Annotated in this window: 15 protein-coding genes; 8 read left to right on the forward strand and 7 right to left on the reverse strand. The window is 58.9% G+C overall.

All coding sequences use genetic code 11. From position 1 onward, the window contains the following. Window positions 1–169 precede the first annotated feature (169 nt). The gene (locus tag ABDX87_RS07110) at window positions 170–445 is read left to right on the forward strand and encodes a hypothetical protein (protein WP_346832238.1); all 276 of its coding nucleotides are present in this window, start codon (window positions 170–172) and stop codon (window positions 443–445) included. 186 nt (window positions 446–631) lie between these two features. Here ABDX87_RS07110 and ABDX87_RS07115 read toward each other — a convergent pair whose 3' ends face one another. Then, window positions 632–1,984, reverse strand: coding sequence for a DEAD/DEAH box helicase (locus ABDX87_RS07115; protein ID WP_346832239.1), 1,353 nt, complete (start codon window positions 1,982–1,984; stop codon window positions 632–634). 178 nt (window positions 1,985–2,162) lie between these two features. Between ABDX87_RS07115 and ABDX87_RS07120 the strand changes: the two genes are divergently transcribed. Beyond that, a complete protein-coding gene (locus tag ABDX87_RS07120; protein WP_346832240.1) occupies window positions 2,163–3,434 on the forward strand; it encodes a mechanosensitive ion channel family protein in 1,272 nt (423 codons plus the stop codon). Between the two features lie 78 nt (window positions 3,435–3,512). On the opposite strand, the gene ABDX87_RS07125 is transcribed toward ABDX87_RS07120, so the two are convergent. Further along, on the reverse strand, window positions 3,513–3,749 hold the full coding sequence (locus ABDX87_RS07125; protein WP_346832241.1) for a hypothetical protein: 237 nt from the start codon (window positions 3,747–3,749) through the stop codon (window positions 3,513–3,515). A gap of 77 nt (window positions 3,750–3,826) precedes the next feature. Between ABDX87_RS07125 and ABDX87_RS07130 the strand changes: the two genes are divergently transcribed. Further along, window positions 3,827–4,117: a hypothetical protein gene (locus ABDX87_RS07130; RefSeq protein WP_346832242.1), complete on the forward strand. Its 291-nt coding sequence runs from the start codon at window positions 3,827–3,829 to the stop codon at window positions 4,115–4,117. A gap of 33 nt (window positions 4,118–4,150) precedes the next feature. On the opposite strand, the gene ABDX87_RS07135 is transcribed toward ABDX87_RS07130, so the two are convergent. The 3 genes from ABDX87_RS07135 to ABDX87_RS07145 all read right to left on the reverse strand — a co-directional run bounded on the left by ABDX87_RS07135 (window position 4,151) and on the right by ABDX87_RS07145 (window position 5,996). Then, the gene (locus ABDX87_RS07135; protein ID WP_346832243.1) at window positions 4,151–4,384 is read right to left on the reverse strand and encodes a hypothetical protein; all 234 of its coding nucleotides are present in this window, start codon (window positions 4,382–4,384) and stop codon (window positions 4,151–4,153) included. A gap of 538 nt (window positions 4,385–4,922) precedes the next feature. Then, the gene (locus tag ABDX87_RS07140; protein ID WP_346832244.1) at window positions 4,923–5,522 is read right to left on the reverse strand and encodes an FMN-dependent NADH-azoreductase; all 600 of its coding nucleotides are present in this window, start codon (window positions 5,520–5,522) and stop codon (window positions 4,923–4,925) included. Between the two features lie 159 nt (window positions 5,523–5,681). Then, the gene (locus ABDX87_RS07145) at window positions 5,682–5,996 is read right to left on the reverse strand and encodes a 3-phosphoglycerate kinase (protein WP_346832245.1); all 315 of its coding nucleotides are present in this window, start codon (window positions 5,994–5,996) and stop codon (window positions 5,682–5,684) included. A gap of 50 nt (window positions 5,997–6,046) precedes the next feature. On the opposite strand from ABDX87_RS07145, the gene ABDX87_RS07150 reads away from it, so the two are divergent. The 4 genes from ABDX87_RS07150 (at window position 6,047) to ABDX87_RS07165 (ending at window position 11,181) form a co-directional block, all read left to right on the forward strand. Further along, a complete protein-coding gene (locus ABDX87_RS07150) occupies window positions 6,047–6,973 on the forward strand; it encodes a LysR family transcriptional regulator (RefSeq protein WP_346832246.1) in 927 nt (308 codons plus the stop codon). 168 nt (window positions 6,974–7,141) lie between these two features. Further along, complete coding sequence (locus ABDX87_RS07155; protein ID WP_346832247.1) at window positions 7,142–7,936, forward strand: alpha/beta fold hydrolase; 795 nt, start codon at window positions 7,142–7,144, stop codon at window positions 7,934–7,936. A 664-nt stretch (window positions 7,937–8,600) separates the two neighbouring features. After that, window positions 8,601–9,158, forward strand: a complete 558-nt coding sequence (locus ABDX87_RS07160) for a peptidylprolyl isomerase (protein WP_346832248.1) — start codon at window positions 8,601–8,603, stop codon at window positions 9,156–9,158. Between the two features lie 163 nt (window positions 9,159–9,321). Further along, window positions 9,322–11,181 carry an ABC transporter ATP-binding protein gene (locus ABDX87_RS07165; RefSeq protein ID WP_346832249.1) on the forward strand — a complete coding sequence of 620 codons (1,860 nt, stop codon included), beginning with the start codon at window positions 9,322–9,324 and terminating at the stop codon, window positions 11,179–11,181. 137 nt (window positions 11,182–11,318) lie between these two features. Here the strand turns inward: ABDX87_RS07165 and ABDX87_RS07170 are convergent, their stop codons facing one another. Then, complete coding sequence (locus ABDX87_RS07170) at window positions 11,319–12,443, reverse strand: GNAT family N-acetyltransferase (protein WP_346832250.1); 1,125 nt, start codon at window positions 12,441–12,443, stop codon at window positions 11,319–11,321. Between the two features lie 278 nt (window positions 12,444–12,721). Here ABDX87_RS07170 and ABDX87_RS07175 point away from each other — a divergent pair, with 278 nt between their 5' ends. After that, window positions 12,722–14,041 (forward strand): putative porin, encoded by a 1,320-nt coding sequence (locus ABDX87_RS07175; protein ID WP_346832251.1) that lies wholly within the window; start codon window positions 12,722–12,724, stop codon window positions 14,039–14,041. A gap of 319 nt (window positions 14,042–14,360) precedes the next feature. On the opposite strand, the gene ABDX87_RS07180 is transcribed toward ABDX87_RS07175, so the two are convergent. After that, on the reverse strand, window positions 14,361–15,482 hold the full coding sequence (locus ABDX87_RS07180; RefSeq protein ID WP_346832252.1) for a beta-ketoacyl-ACP synthase III: 1,122 nt from the start codon (window positions 15,480–15,482) through the stop codon (window positions 14,361–14,363). Window positions 15,483–15,757 lie beyond the last annotated feature (275 nt).

Genomic DNA, 15,757 nt, shown 5'->3' on the forward strand with positions numbered 1-15,757 from the left:
GGAAGGATAGGGGTGACCCGTGACGTCCGGTCTTCGGGCTTCACGCTCTTGAGGTGTGACCGGGCGCAACGGCACCCGTTCAGCCCACGAGCCCAGCGGTCGTATGATGAACTTTTGCCTCCCGCGGGCTCTCCATTTCAGTAAGCCCGCAATAGACACAGAGGCAGTCATGAAAACCCTGATGAGCATCACGGCGGCAGTGGCACTGCTGGCGGCGTTACCGGTCTGGGCCTGCACGCCTGAAGAGGCGCAGGCCAAACGGGAACAGTTGGCGCAAGAGGTACAGAAACTGACCCAGCAGAACCCCACAAAGGCAAAAGAGCTGAATCAGGAGATCAAGGACATGCAACTGGAAACCGCCAGCAAGGACCTGCCGGACAAATGCCAGTTGATCGATCAGCGGTTGAAGGAGATGGATGAGGCGGCGAAAAAGGCAGAAGGATAATCGCGATGCCGGCGGTGGTCATTCACCGGGGGGCATCGCACCCGTGGGACTGAGCTTGCTCAGGAAAGCTGACGTCCAATCGCAGAAGATCGGGCGACTGGACCGACGTCTTCGTGAGCAAGCTCGCTCCCACAGAGTCCCCATGCACAGAGCAACTGTGCACGGATTGACGAATGCGGCAGACGGTTATTCCGAGACGGGCGGACGGGTGACGCGTTTCTTCAGCGGCGCCAGACCATCCTGACTGACCAACGGATCGGCCTTCGGACGGTTCACCGTCTTGCGTTTGGTCGGGCCCTTGGCGGCGGTTTTCTTCTTGTCGCCCTTCTTGTCACCTTTGGCGTCGGTCTTTTTCTTCTTCACACCCACGGCTTTGCCGGAGGCCTTGACCTTTTTAGGCCCGGTGTAAGTGCCTTTGACTTCCTTGATGGTACGGCGCTCGAACTTCTGCTTGAGGTAGCGCTCGATGCTCGACATCAGGTTCCAGTCACCGTGGGTGATCAGGGAGATCGCCAGACCTTCGCCGCCCGCACGGCCGGTCCGGCCGATGCGGTGAACGTAATCGTCGCCGGTGCGCGGCATGTCGAAGTTGATGACCATGTCCAGGCCATCAACGTCCAGACCACGGGCCGCGACATCAGTGGCCACCAGGATCTTCACGCCGCCCTGCTTCAGGCGATCGATCGCCAGCTTGCGGTCCTTCTGGTCCTTGTCGCCGTGCAGCACGAATGCCTTGTACTCCAGCGCCACCAGACGACCGTAGATGCGGTCTGCCATGGCACGGGTATTGGTGAAGATAATGGCTTTCTGGTAAGTCTCGTTGGCCAGCAGCCAGTTCAGCACCTGTTCCTTGTGAACGTTATGGTCGGCGGTGATGATCTGCTGGCGCGTGCCGGCGGCCAGTTCGCTGACGCTGTTGACCTGCAGATGCTGTGGATCTTTAAGCACCTTGGCGATCATTTCGCGCAGACCTGAGCCACCCGTAGTGGCCGAGAACAGCATGGTCTGCTGACGGTTGGCGCACTCGCCCGCCAAGCGCTCCACGTCTTCGGCGAAACCCATGTCCAGCATGCGGTCGGCTTCGTCGAGCACCAGCAGTTCGACCTGCTTGAGGTCCAGGTTGCCGGCGTTCAGTTGCTCCAGCAAACGGCCCGGGGTGCCGATCAGAATGTCCGGCACCTTGCGCAGCATGGCGGCCTGAACCTTGAAGTCTTCGCCACCGGTGATCAGACCGGCCTTGATGAAGGTGAACTGAGAAAACCGCTCGACTTCCTTGAGGGTCTGCTGTGCCAGCTCACGGGTCGGCAGCAGGATCACCGCGCGAATGTCGACGCGAACCTTGGCCGGGCCCATGAGGCGATTGAGCATCGGTAATACGAATGCGGCAGTCTTACCGCTGCCCGTTTGTGCCGTCACCCGCAGATCGCGTCCTTCCAGCGCCAGCGGAATGGCCGCTGTTTGCACAGGCGTAGGCTCGACGAAATTGAGTTCGGCCACGGCTTTGAGCAGGCGTTCGTGCAGGGCGAATTGGGAGAACACGGGTGTTACCTCGGCGGAATACAAAAAAACAGTCGCATAGGGTACCGGTTTAAGCCGTGTTCGCCGAGTCTCTTTACCTCAAAGGGCCTATTTTGTTACGCGATTTACCCCGTGCAGCTTTCTCTGGCGCAACAATGCTCTAATCGCGGCCCATTTTTCATCAGGAGATCATGCGCCCATGGACACTCACCCACTCTGGCTGCGCGCCCAAGCACTCTGGGACCTGCTCGAACACCAGCCGATGCTGCGCACGACCGTGGGTTTGCTGATCTTGCTGGTCGCCGCATTCGCCCTCGGGCGTCTGGTGCGTTTCATCGTTCTGTCCGCGATGAAGGCACTCGGTCGTCAGCCGGCGCTGTTCTGGCTCAACGACTGTTTGCACAACAAGGTGTTTCACCGTCTGGCGCAGGTCACGCCGTCGCTGGTGATCCAGTTCGGGCTGAACCTGGTGCCCGACCTGAACACGACCGCCAGCCACGTGCTGGGCAATGTCGCGCTGGCGTTCACCATCCTGTTCATGATGTTCACCGTCGGCGCACTGCTCAATGCGATGCTCGATATCTACGCCCGCACCGAGCACGCCCGAACCCGCTCGATCAAGGGTTACGTCCAGTTGGCGAAGATGATCCTGTACGTGTTCGCCGCCATCATCATCGTCGCGACCCTGATTGACCGCTCCCCGCTGTTGTTACTGTCGGGGCTGGGTGCGATGTCCGCGGTGATCCTGTTGGTGTACAAGGACACGCTGCTGTCGTTCGTCGCCAGCGTGCAGCTGACCAGCAACGACATGCTGCGGGTGGGCGACTGGATCGAGATGCCTCAGGTCGGCGCCGACGGTGATGTGGTGGACATCACCCTGCACACGGTCAAGGTGCAGAACTTCGACAAGACCATTGTTTCCATTCCGACGTGGCGCCTGATGTCCGAGTCGTTCAAAAACTGGCGTGGGATGCAGGCAGCAGGCGGACGTCGGATCAAGCGCAGCCTGTTCATCGATGCCAGTGGCGTGCGCTTCATCGCCGAGGCCGAGGAACAAAAGTTGACGCAAGTCCGGCTGCTCACCGATTACATGGGCCGCAAGAAAGCGGAGCTCAAGGCCTGGAACGAAGCGCAGGGCAATGTTGCCGAGCTCTCGGCCAACCGCCGTCGTATCACCAACATCGGGACCTTTCGCGCCTACGCGCTGGCCTATCTGAAGAGCCATCCAGACATTCACCCCGACATGACGTGCATGGTGCGTCAGATGGAGGCCACTGCGCAGGGCGTTCCGCTGGAAATCTACTGCTTCACCCGCACCACCAGTTGGGCGGACTATGAGCGGATTCAGGGAGATATCTTCGATTACTTATTGGCAGTGTTGCCGGAGTTTGGTCTAAGCCTGTATCAACAACCCAGTGGCACGGACATGCGGGCGGGGTTGGCCCGGACGTCCAAAGACAGTGTCGCCTGACCGTTATTGCAAGCAAACAGAAAGCCCGGCATCTGCCGGGCTTTTGGTGTGCATTCAGTTCAGACCGAACGTGGCACGTTATTGGTAGCGCTGATAGTTCGAACCGAACTCTTTACGGTTCTCAGCAACGATCACGGTGCTGGAAGACTTGCTGTCGAAAGGTTTAACCGCATCTTTGCTGGCGACTTTGCTGTCCAGAACAGTGGCGCTGGAAGCGTCGACGATAGCGCGCTGATAAGTTTTCTCAGGGCTGGCAAACGCCGAACCCGCAGCCAGGATGGAAAGTGCGAAACCGAAGGCGATGGACTTTTTCATGATTTAGATCTCCGCAGAACTGTTGGTAAGTTGGGTAATTCGTTTCGTTGGAGCTAAGTTAATGGTTGGCGGCGGCGATGAAAAACCACCCGTTGAAATATTCAACATCAGCGGCGCTGATATCAGGCACCCGCTGCTCTAGCTCAATGATTTCGGGACGTTCAAGCCACAGCGAGACAGATTCGGGATTGCACAATCCGGTTTGCAGAAGGCATATCGAGCAGGATTTCCCGGGTGCCGGCGTACGTCTTGGAAATACGCTGGTTGGAATACCGACACTGTCGGCAAGCGCCATCGTTATGGGTAACGGCAGTCCAGCCGTTTTTCGCCAGACAACAAAAAGCCCGGCATTGGCCGGGCTTTTTTAAGTGCGTTCAGATAAGACTGAACCTGGCACTTACTCAGTAGCGCTGATAGCTCGAACCGAACTCTTTGCGATTGTCAGCAACGATCACGGTGCTCGACGATTTGCTGTCGAAGGGTTTGACTGCATCTTTACTGGCAACTTTGCTGTCCAGAACAGTAGCGCTGGAAGCATCTACGAGCGCGCGCTGAGTTGTTTTCTCTGGACTGGCGAATGCAGAACCGGCGGCCAGGATGGACAGTGCGAAACCGAAGGCGATTGATTTTTTCATGATTAAGATCTCCGCAGAACTGTTAAGTAAGTTAGGTATTCGGTAAGTCGGTGATTCGTTTCGTTGGAGCCAATCTATTCGGTTGCCCGGCACATGAAAAACCAAGCTTGGGAATATCAAACATCACTCCCGATGATGCAGTCGCGCGGGGCGTCTAGCTCAAGGATGTCGGCGCTTTAACCCGTGTGTGGCGAGGGGTGGATGACTGATCGGGACCGAAGAAACATCATCCGCGGTTGCGGTGGGCAACCCTGCTTTGAGATTTTCTGAGTCCTCACTCCTGTAGGAGCGCGCTTGCCCGCGATTGGCCGGTGCATTCAATACATCTATGTGGCTGAAAACTTATCGCGGGCAAGCGCGCTCCTACAGACAGCGTGCGCATCAAGCAGGCAATAAAAAACCCGATGACCCGGCGCAAAGTGGCAGGTCTATCGGGCGATGCACTCAGGAGCGTTTCAAGTGCCAAGGGAGAGTCGATGAACGCGAGAATGATCACGCGCCGGGATTAACGGACGATTAAGCCCGGCGCGTCAGGCCGTCAGGCCACTTGAGCGAGCTTGGCGACCGCCTGATTCAAGCCCTTCTCGGAGAAGTCGCCGCCCATGTTCAGGCCTTCGGCATGAATGAACGTGACGTCGTGGATGCCCACAAAACCCAGCACCTGACGCAGGTACGGTTCCTGGTGATCCGACGGGCTGCCGGCATAGATGCCACCGCGTGCGGTGAGCACATAAGCGCGCTTGCCGGTCAGCAGACCTTGAGGGCCGGTGTCGCCATATTTAAAGGTCACCCCGGCACGCAGCACGTGGTCGAACCAGGATTTCAGCGTGCTGGGAATCGCGAAGTTGTACATCGGCGCAGCCAGCACCACCACATCGGCGGCGACCAACTCATCAGTCAGCTCGTTGGAGCGATCCAGTGCGGCCTGCTCGACCGGGCTGCGCTGACCTTCCGGCTTCATCCAGCCACCCAACAGATCGATGTCCAGATGCGGGACCTGCTTGACCGCCAGATCACGCACGGTGATTTCGTCGGCAGGATGCGCGGCGCGCCACTGGCTGATGAATTGCTGAGTCAGCTGACGGGATACGGAATCTTGCTGACGGGCGCTGCTTTCGATGATCAGGACGCGAGACATGGGGTGTGGCCTCCAGCGAATGGGTGTAGATGAGTTCGATGGAGTGAAGGTTAAACGTGACTATATCGATTAAAAAGCGTAAAAAACTGCTTCTAAATATCTAATAATTTGTTTCATCGACAGAAGAGCACTAGTCTCTCCTGTCACCTGATCGGCAAGTTATTGCGGTTCACAGCTGAGCTTGATCCGCAGCTTGACGATCTCGCGGCTGAATTTGACGGTGATGTTACTGCTGCTCTTCGGCGCGATCTGCACCCGACGCGTGCGCGGCGCCTCCGGGCCATTGCTGAAGACCGCCGTGCACTTGGCCGGAACGTCACCATAGTTGTTCACCGTGATGTTGCCGATGTCGTAAGCGGTGTCGTGGCTGTTGTAGTCGATCTGCACGCCGTCGATGTGTTTTTCCACATCGATCGGGTAGGCAAAGGCGCTCAGGGGCAGCATGGTCAGCAGCACACAACAGAATTTTTTCATACGGCAGTCCTCATTATTGGACTGCCAGCTTAGGACAACAGGAGCGAAAGATGAAAGCGCCCCGCGTGACCCTTGATCAATGGCGGACATTGCAGGCCGTGGTCGACCATGGCGGCTTTGCCCAGGCTGCCGAAGCCCTGCATCGCTCGCAGTCCTCGGTGAGCTACACCGTGGCCAGAATGCAGGACCAGTTGGGCGTGCCATTGCTGCGTATCGATGGTCGTAAGGCCGTGTTGACCGAGGCCGGTGAGGTGCTGCTGCGGCGCTCGCGTCAATTGGTGAAAAACGCCAGTCAACTGGAGGACCTCGCCCACCACATGGAGCAAGGCTGGGAAGCGGAGGTACGGCTGGTCGTCGATGCGGCCTATCCCAACGCTCGACTGGTCCGCGCCCTGACCGCGTTCATGCCGCAGAGCCGCGGCTGCCGGGTGCGCTTGCGTGAGGAAGTGTTGTCGGGCGTTGAAGAGGTGCTGCTAGAGGGCGTGGCCGACCTGGCGATCAGCGGATTCAATATCCCGGGCTACCTGGGCACCGAAATGAGCGCAGTGGAGTTTGTCGCCGTCGCGCATCCGGAGCACTCGCTTCATCAGATGCACCGCGAACTGACCTTCCAGGACCTGGAAAGCCAGTTACAGGTGGTGATTCGTGACTCGGGTCGCAACCAGCCAAGGGACGTCGGCTGGCTGGGTTCCGAACAGCGCTGGACAGTGGGCAGTTTGGCTACCGCAGCGACGTTCGTGAGCAGCGGTCTGGGTTTCGCCTGGCTGCCCCGGCACATGATCGAGCGCGAGATGAAAGAAGGCGTGCTGAAGATTCTGCCGCTGGACAAGGGTGGCAGTCGGCGTCCGACCTTCTACCTTTATTCCAGCAAGGACAAACCCCTGGGACCTGCCACCCAGATTCTCATCGAGTTGATCCAGACATTCGACACCGCACCGCTGGATGCCGCGTTCGCGGCGCCGCAGCAGGCGGTTTGAGGCCGCACGCCCCGATGTATACAGGATGACTGTGGGAGCGAATTCATTCGCGAATGGCCGGTACATCCGATGCACGTCTATTGTCTGTACCGACCTCTCGCGAATGAATTCGCTCCCACAGGGGACTCGTGCGTTCGGGAACCTTCAGCCAGAACAGGGATGTAAACGATGCCTTACTTCGACCACGAAGGCTGTTCACTGCATTACGAAACGTACGGCGATGGCAGCCCGGTATTGCTGGTCCATGGCCTGGGTTCGAGTGCTCAGGACTGGGAATACCAGATCCCGGCCCTTGCGGCGCACTACCAGGTGATCGCCGTCGACGTACGCGGCCACGGGCGATCGGACAAACCCCATGAGCGCTACAGCATTCCCGGCTTCAGCGCCGACATCGAAGCGCTGCTCGAACATTTGCAACTGGGCCCGGTGCATCTGGTAGGCCTTTCCATGGGCGGCATGATCGGCTTTCAACTGGCGGTCGATCAGCCGCAGTTGCTCAAGAGCCTGACCATCGTCAACAGCGCACCGCAAGTGAAGGTCAAAAGCTTCGACGACTTCCGTCAGTTCGCCAAACGCTGGTTACTGGCCCGGGTGTTCAGCATGGAAACCATCGGGAAGGGGCTGGGCAGAAACCTGTTCCCCAAACCGGAGCAGGCGGACCTGCGAAACAAGATCGCCAAGCGCTGGGCCCAGAATGACAAACGCGCGTACCTCGCCAGTTTTAGTGCGATCGTGGGTTGGGGCGTGCAGGAGAAGTTATCGCGAATCGCCTGCCCGACGTTGATTGTGACCGCCGATCACGACTACACGCCGGTGGCTCAGAAACAGGTTTACACCCGGCTGATCGCGAACGCAGAACTGATCGTCATCGAAGACTCCAGGCACGCCACACCACTGGACCAGCCAGAAGCGTTCAATCGGGTGCTGATGAGATTCCTCACGGCCCTTGAAAATCGTCAGTAAGCACCCCCACCGGTTCGTGCAACGTCACAAAACCTATAGGAGACGTCGGAGGTTACGACGGCAGCGATTGCGTCAGGTCAGGGGCCGAGAATGTTTCTGGCCTCACGCAATCACCAGCAAACCGGCGCCTGCACACTGCGGGCCTCCACCGGTCCGTGCAACGACACAAAACCTGTGGGAGACGTCGGAGGTTACGACGGCAGCGATTGCGTCAGGTCAGGTGCCGAGAATGTTGCTGGCCTCACGCAATCGCCAGCACGCCGGTGCCTGAACACTGCGGGCCTCCACCGGTCCGTGCAACGACACAAAGCCTGTAGGAGACGTCGGAGGTTACGACGGCAGCGATTGCGTCAGGTCAGGCGCCGAGAATGTTGCTGGCCTCACGCAATCACCAGCAAACCGGCGCCTGCACACTGCGGGCCTCCACCGGTCCGTGCAACGACACAAAACCTGTAGGAGACGTCGGAGGTTACGACGGCAGCGATTGCGTCAGGTCAGGCGCCGAGAATGTTTCTGGCCTCACGCAATCGCCAGCACGCCGGTGCTTGCACACTGAGCAGCGGCCGAACCGTTTGTGTGAACCGCCCCCTGTCAAAATCCCCGCAAACGTGCTTCCCTTATGGCCTGTTTTTGCAGTCGAAATCACTTTCAGGACATCTGCCTAATGCTGAAAAAAATCGCCCTCTCCGCCGCTGCCGTGCTGTTCGCCTCCAATCTGATGGCAGCCCCCGCTCCTCACGTAGTGCTGGACACCAGCCTCGGCCAGATTGAAATCGAACTGAACCAGGACAAGGCCCCCATCAGCACCAAAAACTTTCTGACCTACGCCAACGAAAACTTCTACACCAACACCATCTTCCACCGCGTGATCCCTGGCTTCATGGTTCAGGGCGGCGGGTTCACGGCGCAGATGATGCAAAAGCCGACGCACGACCCGATCAAGAACGAAGCCGACAACGGCCTTCACAACGTGCGCGGGACCATCGCCATGGCGCGTACGTCCGATGTGAACTCGGCCACCAGCCAGTTCTTCATCAACGTCAAGGACAATGACATGCTCGACCACGGCGTGCGCGACTTCGGTTACGCCGTCTTCGGCAAAGTGGTCAAGGGTATGGACGTCGTGGACACCATCGTCAACTCCCAAACGGCTAACAAAGGCGGCATGCAGAACGTGCCCGTCGACCCGATTCTGATCAAGTCGGTCAAAGTCGTGAACTAAGCTAGTCAGGTGCACGAAAGCCGGGCGCTTGCCCGGCTTTTTACTTTCCAGCAGCAAACAGCGTGAATCCCCGCGAGCAATCGCGCGTTCACGCGGTCAGATCAAGGGACATTTTTCGGTCCCGCCAAAAGGAGAGCCCGCTCAAGCGTGGGCATCATAGCCAATGCTCTATCGTCGTTTCGAAAAACTGATCGACATCTTCCGCGAGGCGCCCACTGCCGCGCCGCCGAATCAGGTGATGGCGTTCTACGTATATTACCTGCGTCAGGTCTGGCCCAGCTTCGTCGCGCTGCTCGTGGTCGGTCTGATTGGCGCGCTGATCGAGGTGTCGCTGTTCAGCTACTTGAGCCGCATCATCGACCTGGCGCAAGGCACACCGAACCCCAACTTCTTCAGTGACCATGCGCTGGAGCTGACCTGGATGGTGGTCGTAGCATTGGTCCTGCGGCCGATTTTCGTGGCCCTGCACGACCTGCTGGTGCACCAGACGATCAGCCCGGGCATGACCAGCATGATCAACTGGCAGAACCACAGTTACGTGCTCAAGCAGAGCGTCAATTTCTTCCAGAACGACTTCGCCGGGCGTATTGCCCAGCGTATCGTGCAGACCGGTAACGCCCTGCGTGACTCGGCGGTTCAGACGGTCGATGCCATGTGGCACGTGCTGATCTACTCGATCGGTGCGCTGGTGCTGTTTGCCGAGGCCGACTGGCGCCTGATGATTCCGCTGCTGAGCTGGATTCTCGGCTTCATCCTGGCGCTCTGGTATTTCGTGCCTCGGGTCAAGGCGCGCTCGGTGGTGTCCTCCGATGCCCGCTCCAAGCTGATGGGGCGCATCGTCGACGGCTACACCAATATCACCACCCTCAAGCTCTTCGCCCATACCAGCTCCGAGCAGCAGTACGCCCGCGAAGCGATCAGTGAGCAGACCGAGAAGACCCAGCTCGCCGGCCGCGTCATCACCGAGATGGACACCGTGATCACCACGCTGAACGGGATCCTGATCGTCTGGACCACCGGCCTTGCGCTGTGGCTCTGGACCCAGTCGATGATTTCGGTCGGCGCGATTGCGCTGGCGACCGGTCTGGTGATCCGCATCGTCAACATGTCCGGCTGGATCATGTGGGTGGTCAACGGCATCTTCGAAAACATCGGCATGGTGCAGGACGGCCTGCAAAGTATTTCCCAACCGGTCGGCGTGACCGATCGCGAGGCCGCGCCGAAGCTGCTGGTCAACCGTGGCGAAGTAAAATTCGAAAACCTCGAGTTCCAGTACGGCAAGGGCAAAGGCGTGATTCACGGCCTGAACCTGGACATCAAGCCGGGCGAGAAGATTGGTCTGATCGGACCTTCGGGTGCTGGTAAATCGACGTTGGTGAACCTGTTGTTGCGTCTGTACGACGTGCAAGGCGGGCGGATTCTGATCGACGATCAGGACATCGCTCACGTCGCTCAGGAAAGCCTGCGCTCACACATCGGCATGATCACCCAGGACACGTCGCTGTTGCACCGCTCGATCCGCGACAACCTGTTGTACGGCAGGCCGAACGCTACCGACGCCGAGTTGTGGGAAGCCATGCGCAAAGCCCGGGCCGATGGCTTCATTCCACAGCTGACGGACTCCGAAGGCAGAACCGGCCTGGACGCTCATGTGGGGGAACGCGGCGTGAAGCTGTCCGGCGGTCAGCGCCAGCGGATCGCGATTACCCGCGTACTGCTCAAGGACGCCCCAATCCTGATCATGGACGAAGCGACCTCGGCGCTGGATTCGGAAGTGGAAGCAGCGATTCAGGAAAGCCTGGAAACCCTGATGGAGGGCAAGACAGTGATCGCCATTGCTCACCGTCTCTCGACCATTGCGCGCATGGACCGGCTGATCGTGCTGGAAGATGGCCGTATCGCCGAGAGCGGCACCCACGCCGAATTGCTCGCTCACAAAGGGCTTTACGCGCGACTGTGGGCGCACCAGACCGGGGGGTTTGTCGGGGTGGAAGATTTCCCTGTGGCGCCCCAGTCGTTGTAACAACACCAAACTTGTGGGAGTGGGCTTGCTCACGAAAAAGGCCTTTCAAGCGCTGCTAATCCAGCGGATGTAGCGGCCTCTTCGTGAGCAAGCTCACTCCCACAATGGATCTCTGTGCAAGTGAGCGATGGTTTCGGTCAGGCTTGCCGATACGGCAACGCTGCGCGCGCTTCTTCGGCGTACGCCAGAATCCCCGCCCGCTCCTGATTCAGGAAGTCTGCCACAGCCTCGCGCAGGCCGGGATGGGCCAAGTAATGCCAGGAATGGGTGATCACCGGCTCAAACCCGCGGATCAACTTGTGCTCGCCCTGCGCGCCCGCGTCGAAGCGTTTGAAGCCGTTGGAGATGGCGTAGTCCATGCCTTGATAGAAGCAGGTCTCGAAGTGCAGTCGGTCGAATTCGGCCAGGCAGCCCCAATAGCGCCCGTAGAAACTGTCGCCACCGATCAGGCTGAAGGCCATCGCCACTGGCCGAGTGCCTTGTCTGGCGAGCACCACGCGAATCGCTTCGGGCATGCGCTCGGCAACCAGGCTGAAGAACTCCCGCGTCAGGTACGGCGCCTGCCCGCGAACCTCGTAGGTGTTGGAATAGCAGGCATAAACGAAATCCCAGTGGGCCTGACTCAGCTCATGCCCTTGCAACCATTCGAATTCAAACCCCTGCCCCGCCACCTGCTCGCGTTCCTTGCGCATCTGTTTGCGCTTACGCGAACTCAGCGCATCGAGGAAATCCTGAAAGTCCCGGTAGCCGCGATTCTGCCAGTGGTACTGACAGCCGATGCGCTGCAACCAGCCCGGTTGCTCGGCCAACAGCGTATCGGCCACGGGGTCGGTGAAGTTGACGTGGACGCTGGAAAGCGATTCAGCCTCGGCATACCCCGGCAGACACGCCAGTAACTCGCGACCGTCCTCGGGTGTCTTTGCCAGCAGTCGCGGACCACTGACGGGGCTGAACGGGACCGCGATCAACAGCTTCGGATAGTAGGCGATCCCCGCACGGCGACAGGCATCGGCCCAGCCATGATCGAACACGTACTCACCGTAGGAATGCCATTTGCGATAGGCCGGCAATGCCGCGATCAACCGGTCATTTTCGTAATGCAGCAGATGCTCGGCACGCCAGCCGGAACGGGGTCCCAAGCTGCCACTGTCTTCCAGCGCACTGAGGAAGCCATGACGCAGAAAGGGCGAGTCGCCTGGAATCAGCGCATCCCACTCTTCGGGCTTCAGGTCCGACAGTGCATCCAAACGGTGTAACGACATCGCCCCCTCCCATCCCCTCGCCAACGTTTGCGCAGTATCACCTATCGGACACGTTTGCACATGAAATTTGCGCCGACAGCGCTCTAGCCTGCGGGTTCCAGATTCTTTTCACCTGTCATCGACATGCCATCACCTAGCCATCCCCTTGTCATAAACGGCCGTGATACTGGCGCCTGTTTTTAGAGCCTCCGGTTCTAAAAACCTGACTTTTTTCCGTCCGCCTCAGGTCGGTTGTTCCTGGATGGCTTTGTCATCCCTTCTCATCTACGGAGATTGATATGCGTCTTGCTTCCACTAAAACTGCGGCAGCCCTGTGTGGCGGTCTGTTGCTGGCCATGAGCGTTCCGGCCAGCGCCGCAGTCGACGCGAAACTGCTCGACATGCTCAAGGCCAACGGCTCGATCTCGCCAGCCCAGTACGCCGAACTGCAATCGGAGCTCGCCAAGGATCAGCAGGCTCAACAACAAGCCCAGAAAGCGACAGCCGACCAGATCGCCGCCGCTACCGCCGCCAAGTCTTCCGAGCTGTCGGCGTTTGAACAGAAAGTCGCATGGGCCGCCAAGACCCAATTCAAAGGCGACGTCCGCGTGCGCCAGGAAACGGTCAAGATCGACGACCAGAACAACAGCCAGGACAAGAACCGTCAGCGTATCCGTGTTCGTCTGGGCGCGTATACCGACATCAACCCACAGGTCAGCACGGGCATCCGTATCGCGACCGGTGGCGACAACAAGGCCAACTCCACCAACGTCGACCAAAACGACTACTTCACCAAGAAAGACCTTTGGCTGGATCAGGGTTACATCGATTACCACCCGACCGCCATCCAGAACCTGCATGTCATCGGCGGCAAGATGGCCCAGCCGTGGGTCAGCGAAGGCGACGTGATCTGGGACAACGACATCAACCCGGAAGGTCTGGCCGCCACTTACAGCGTGCCGGTCACCAAAGGTTTCGAGCTGTTCGGTAGCGCCGGTACGTACACCCTCAAGGACAACATCAGCGGTGACGGTACGCAGTTCAAGAACGACCTGCGCCTGAACGCTGCCCAACTGGGTACGCGTATCGCGATCACCGACAACGTCAAGGCGACCGTCGGCGGTTCGGTGTACCAGTACCAGAACTCCAACGACTGTAACCCGGCGGCGGCAAGCACCAGCACGACGTTCTGCGGCTTGAGCATCAACGGCAACAACACCACTGACTTCCGTCTGTATGAAGGTTTCGGCCAGCTCGACCTGACCGGTATGGTCGTTCCGGTCAGTCTCTACGGTCAGTACGTGGTCAACAGCGCCACCGACAGCAACCAGGACACTGCCTGGCTGACCGGTGTGAAGACCAAGGTGTTTGGTTTCGGTCTGGACTACAACTATCGCGATACTCAGCGTAACGCAGTGGTTGGCGCTTTCACCGACTCCGACTTCGCCAACGGCACCACCGGTTCGCGCGGCCACAAGCTGAGCGTCTCGTACGATGTCGACAAGAACTTCACCCTCGGCGCTACGTACTTCCTGACCAAGGCAGACTTCGCCTTCGCCAACGCACCGCGTGACGAAGATGCGAACACCCTGCAGCTGGACGTGGTTGCGAAGTTCTAAAAGACGCAGCTGCAAGCTTCAAGCGACACGCTTCACGTTAAAGCCTCAGGCGGCCCGCTCCCGCCGCCTGAGGCCGCTCAAAACTTCAGCCCGGAGCTGGCCTGTCGGATCCCCATCATCCGTTCCGACAGGTCAGCTTCGGGCTGTTTTTATTTCCGGCCCACCCACAAAGATCATCTGCCGAACAAAAATACGGCGGGAGCGAATTCATTCGCGATTGGCCGGTACAGCCGACGCAGCTTTGCCGCCCGAACTATTTTTCGCGAATGAATTCGCTCCCACAGGTTGAGATCCTGGTCAGCTCATAAGCAGAGCCCGATCACTTCTTGCGCAGAATCACGCTGCCGATCGAATAGCCCGCCCCGAACGAACTCAACACGCCCAGCGCGCCGCTCGGCAGATCGTCCTGGTATGTGTGGAAGGCAATGACCGAACCAGCGGAGCTGGTGTTGGCGTAGCTGTCGAGAATCACCGGGGCCTCTTCGACCGAGGCGTCGCGGCCCAGCAGCTTTTTCACGATCAAGTGGTTCATGCTCAGGTTGGCCTGATGCAGCCAGAAACGCTTCACGTCGCTGACATTGAGGCTGTTCTCTTCCAGGTGCACACCCACCAGTTCCGCCACCATCGGGCAAACGTCGCGGAACACCTTGCGACCTTCCTGCACGAACAGTTTGTCGGCCTTGCCCTCGCCTTCTTCCGCCGTGCGATTGAGGAAACCGAAGTTGTTGCGGATGTTGTTCGAGAAGGTGGTCAGCAGCTTGGTGCTGACGATGTCGAACTGGTGTTCGGAAGTCGCCAGATCGGCACGTTCGACCACGACCGCGGTGGCGGCATCGCCGAAGATGAAATGACTGTCGCGGTCACGGAAATTCAGGTGCGCGGTGCAGATTTCCGGGCTGATGACCAACAGTGCCCGAGCCTGACCCAGCTTGACGCTGTTGCAAGCGGTCTGAATGCCGAAGGTGGCCGAGGAACAGGCGACGTTCATGTCGAAACCGAAGCCCTGCACGCCGAGTGCCGACTGAATCTCGATGGAAATCGCAGGGTACGCCCGTTGCAGGTTGGAACAGGCGACGATCACGCCGTCGATGTCGGCTGCGGTTTTCCCCGCGCGCTGCAAGGCTTGCTCGGCGGCCGCGACACCCATCTCGCAAAGGATCGACCACTCGTCGTTAGAGCGCTCAGGCAAACGGGGCTTCATGCGTTGCGGGTCAAGGATGCCGTCTTTGTCCATGACGAAGCGGCTTTTGATGCCACTGGCTTTCTCGATGAAGGCGGCGCTGGATTCGGTCAGTGCCTGAACCTGGCCCGCCTCGATGGCAGCGGCATTTTCGGCGTTGAATTGAGCGACGTAGGTGTTGAAAGATTCCACCAGCTCATCATTGGAAATGCTGTTGGCCGGGGTGTAGAGCCCTGTGCCACTGATCACGACGTCGTACACGGTCGTTCCTCTCTTATTGACGGCAGCAGGCAAAGGGCCTGCGTAAGCACGGTGCTGGCTGTTTTTCTGGAACGACAGTACCAATGCAACGATAAAATTTCCCGTATACGGGCGTGAACCTTGTTAGCGCTTCGAGCTTTTAAGCCGCGAAGTTTGCCATATCGGCCGGGATTTGGCGCTATCGGGCTGCTGGAATGCACACTCTCAAGCTCCACCCTCATCAACCCTGTGAGAGCGAATTCATTCGCGATTGGCCAGTACAGCCGATGCAGCTT

The organism is Pseudomonas abietaniphila, assembly GCF_039697315.1.
Lineage (GTDB): Bacteria > Pseudomonadota > Gammaproteobacteria > Pseudomonadales > Pseudomonadaceae > Aquipseudomonas > Aquipseudomonas abietaniphila_B.

What these genes read in the sequence shown, in the direction of transcription:
- ABDX87_RS07140 (WP_346832244.1), bottom strand. Translation starts at nt 5,522, where the DNA reads ATGTCTCGCGTCCTGATCATCGAAAGCAGCGCCCGTCAGCAAGATTCC.
- ABDX87_RS07125 (WP_346832241.1), bottom strand. Translation starts at nt 3,749, where the DNA reads ATGAAAAAGTCCATCGCCTTCGGTTTCGCACTTTCCATCCTGGCTGCG.
- ABDX87_RS07120 (WP_346832240.1), top strand. Translation starts at nt 2,163, where the DNA reads ATGGACACTCACCCACTCTGGCTGCGCGCCCAAGCACTCTGGGACCTG.
- ABDX87_RS07110 (WP_346832238.1), top strand. Translation starts at nt 170, where the DNA reads ATGAAAACCCTGATGAGCATCACGGCGGCAGTGGCACTGCTGGCGGCG.
- ABDX87_RS07155 (WP_346832247.1), top strand. Translation starts at nt 7,142, where the DNA reads ATGCCTTACTTCGACCACGAAGGCTGTTCACTGCATTACGAAACGTAC.
- ABDX87_RS07160 (WP_346832248.1), top strand. Translation starts at nt 8,601, where the DNA reads ATGCTGAAAAAAATCGCCCTCTCCGCCGCTGCCGTGCTGTTCGCCTCC.
- ABDX87_RS07145 (WP_346832245.1), bottom strand. Translation starts at nt 5,996, where the DNA reads ATGAAAAAATTCTGTTGTGTGCTGCTGACCATGCTGCCCCTGAGCGCC.
- ABDX87_RS07170 (WP_346832250.1), bottom strand. Translation starts at nt 12,443, where the DNA reads ATGTCGTTACACCGTTTGGATGCACTGTCGGACCTGAAGCCCGAAGAG.
- ABDX87_RS07135 (WP_346832243.1), bottom strand. Translation starts at nt 4,384, where the DNA reads ATGAAAAAATCAATCGCCTTCGGTTTCGCACTGTCCATCCTGGCCGCC.
- ABDX87_RS07165 (WP_346832249.1), top strand. Translation starts at nt 9,322, where the DNA reads ATGCTCTATCGTCGTTTCGAAAAACTGATCGACATCTTCCGCGAGGCG.
- ABDX87_RS07130 (WP_346832242.1), top strand. Translation starts at nt 3,827, where the DNA reads ATGAAAAACCACCCGTTGAAATATTCAACATCAGCGGCGCTGATATCA.
- ABDX87_RS07150 (WP_346832246.1), top strand. Translation starts at nt 6,047, where the DNA reads ATGAAAGCGCCCCGCGTGACCCTTGATCAATGGCGGACATTGCAGGCC.
- ABDX87_RS07175 (WP_346832251.1), top strand. Translation starts at nt 12,722, where the DNA reads ATGCGTCTTGCTTCCACTAAAACTGCGGCAGCCCTGTGTGGCGGTCTG.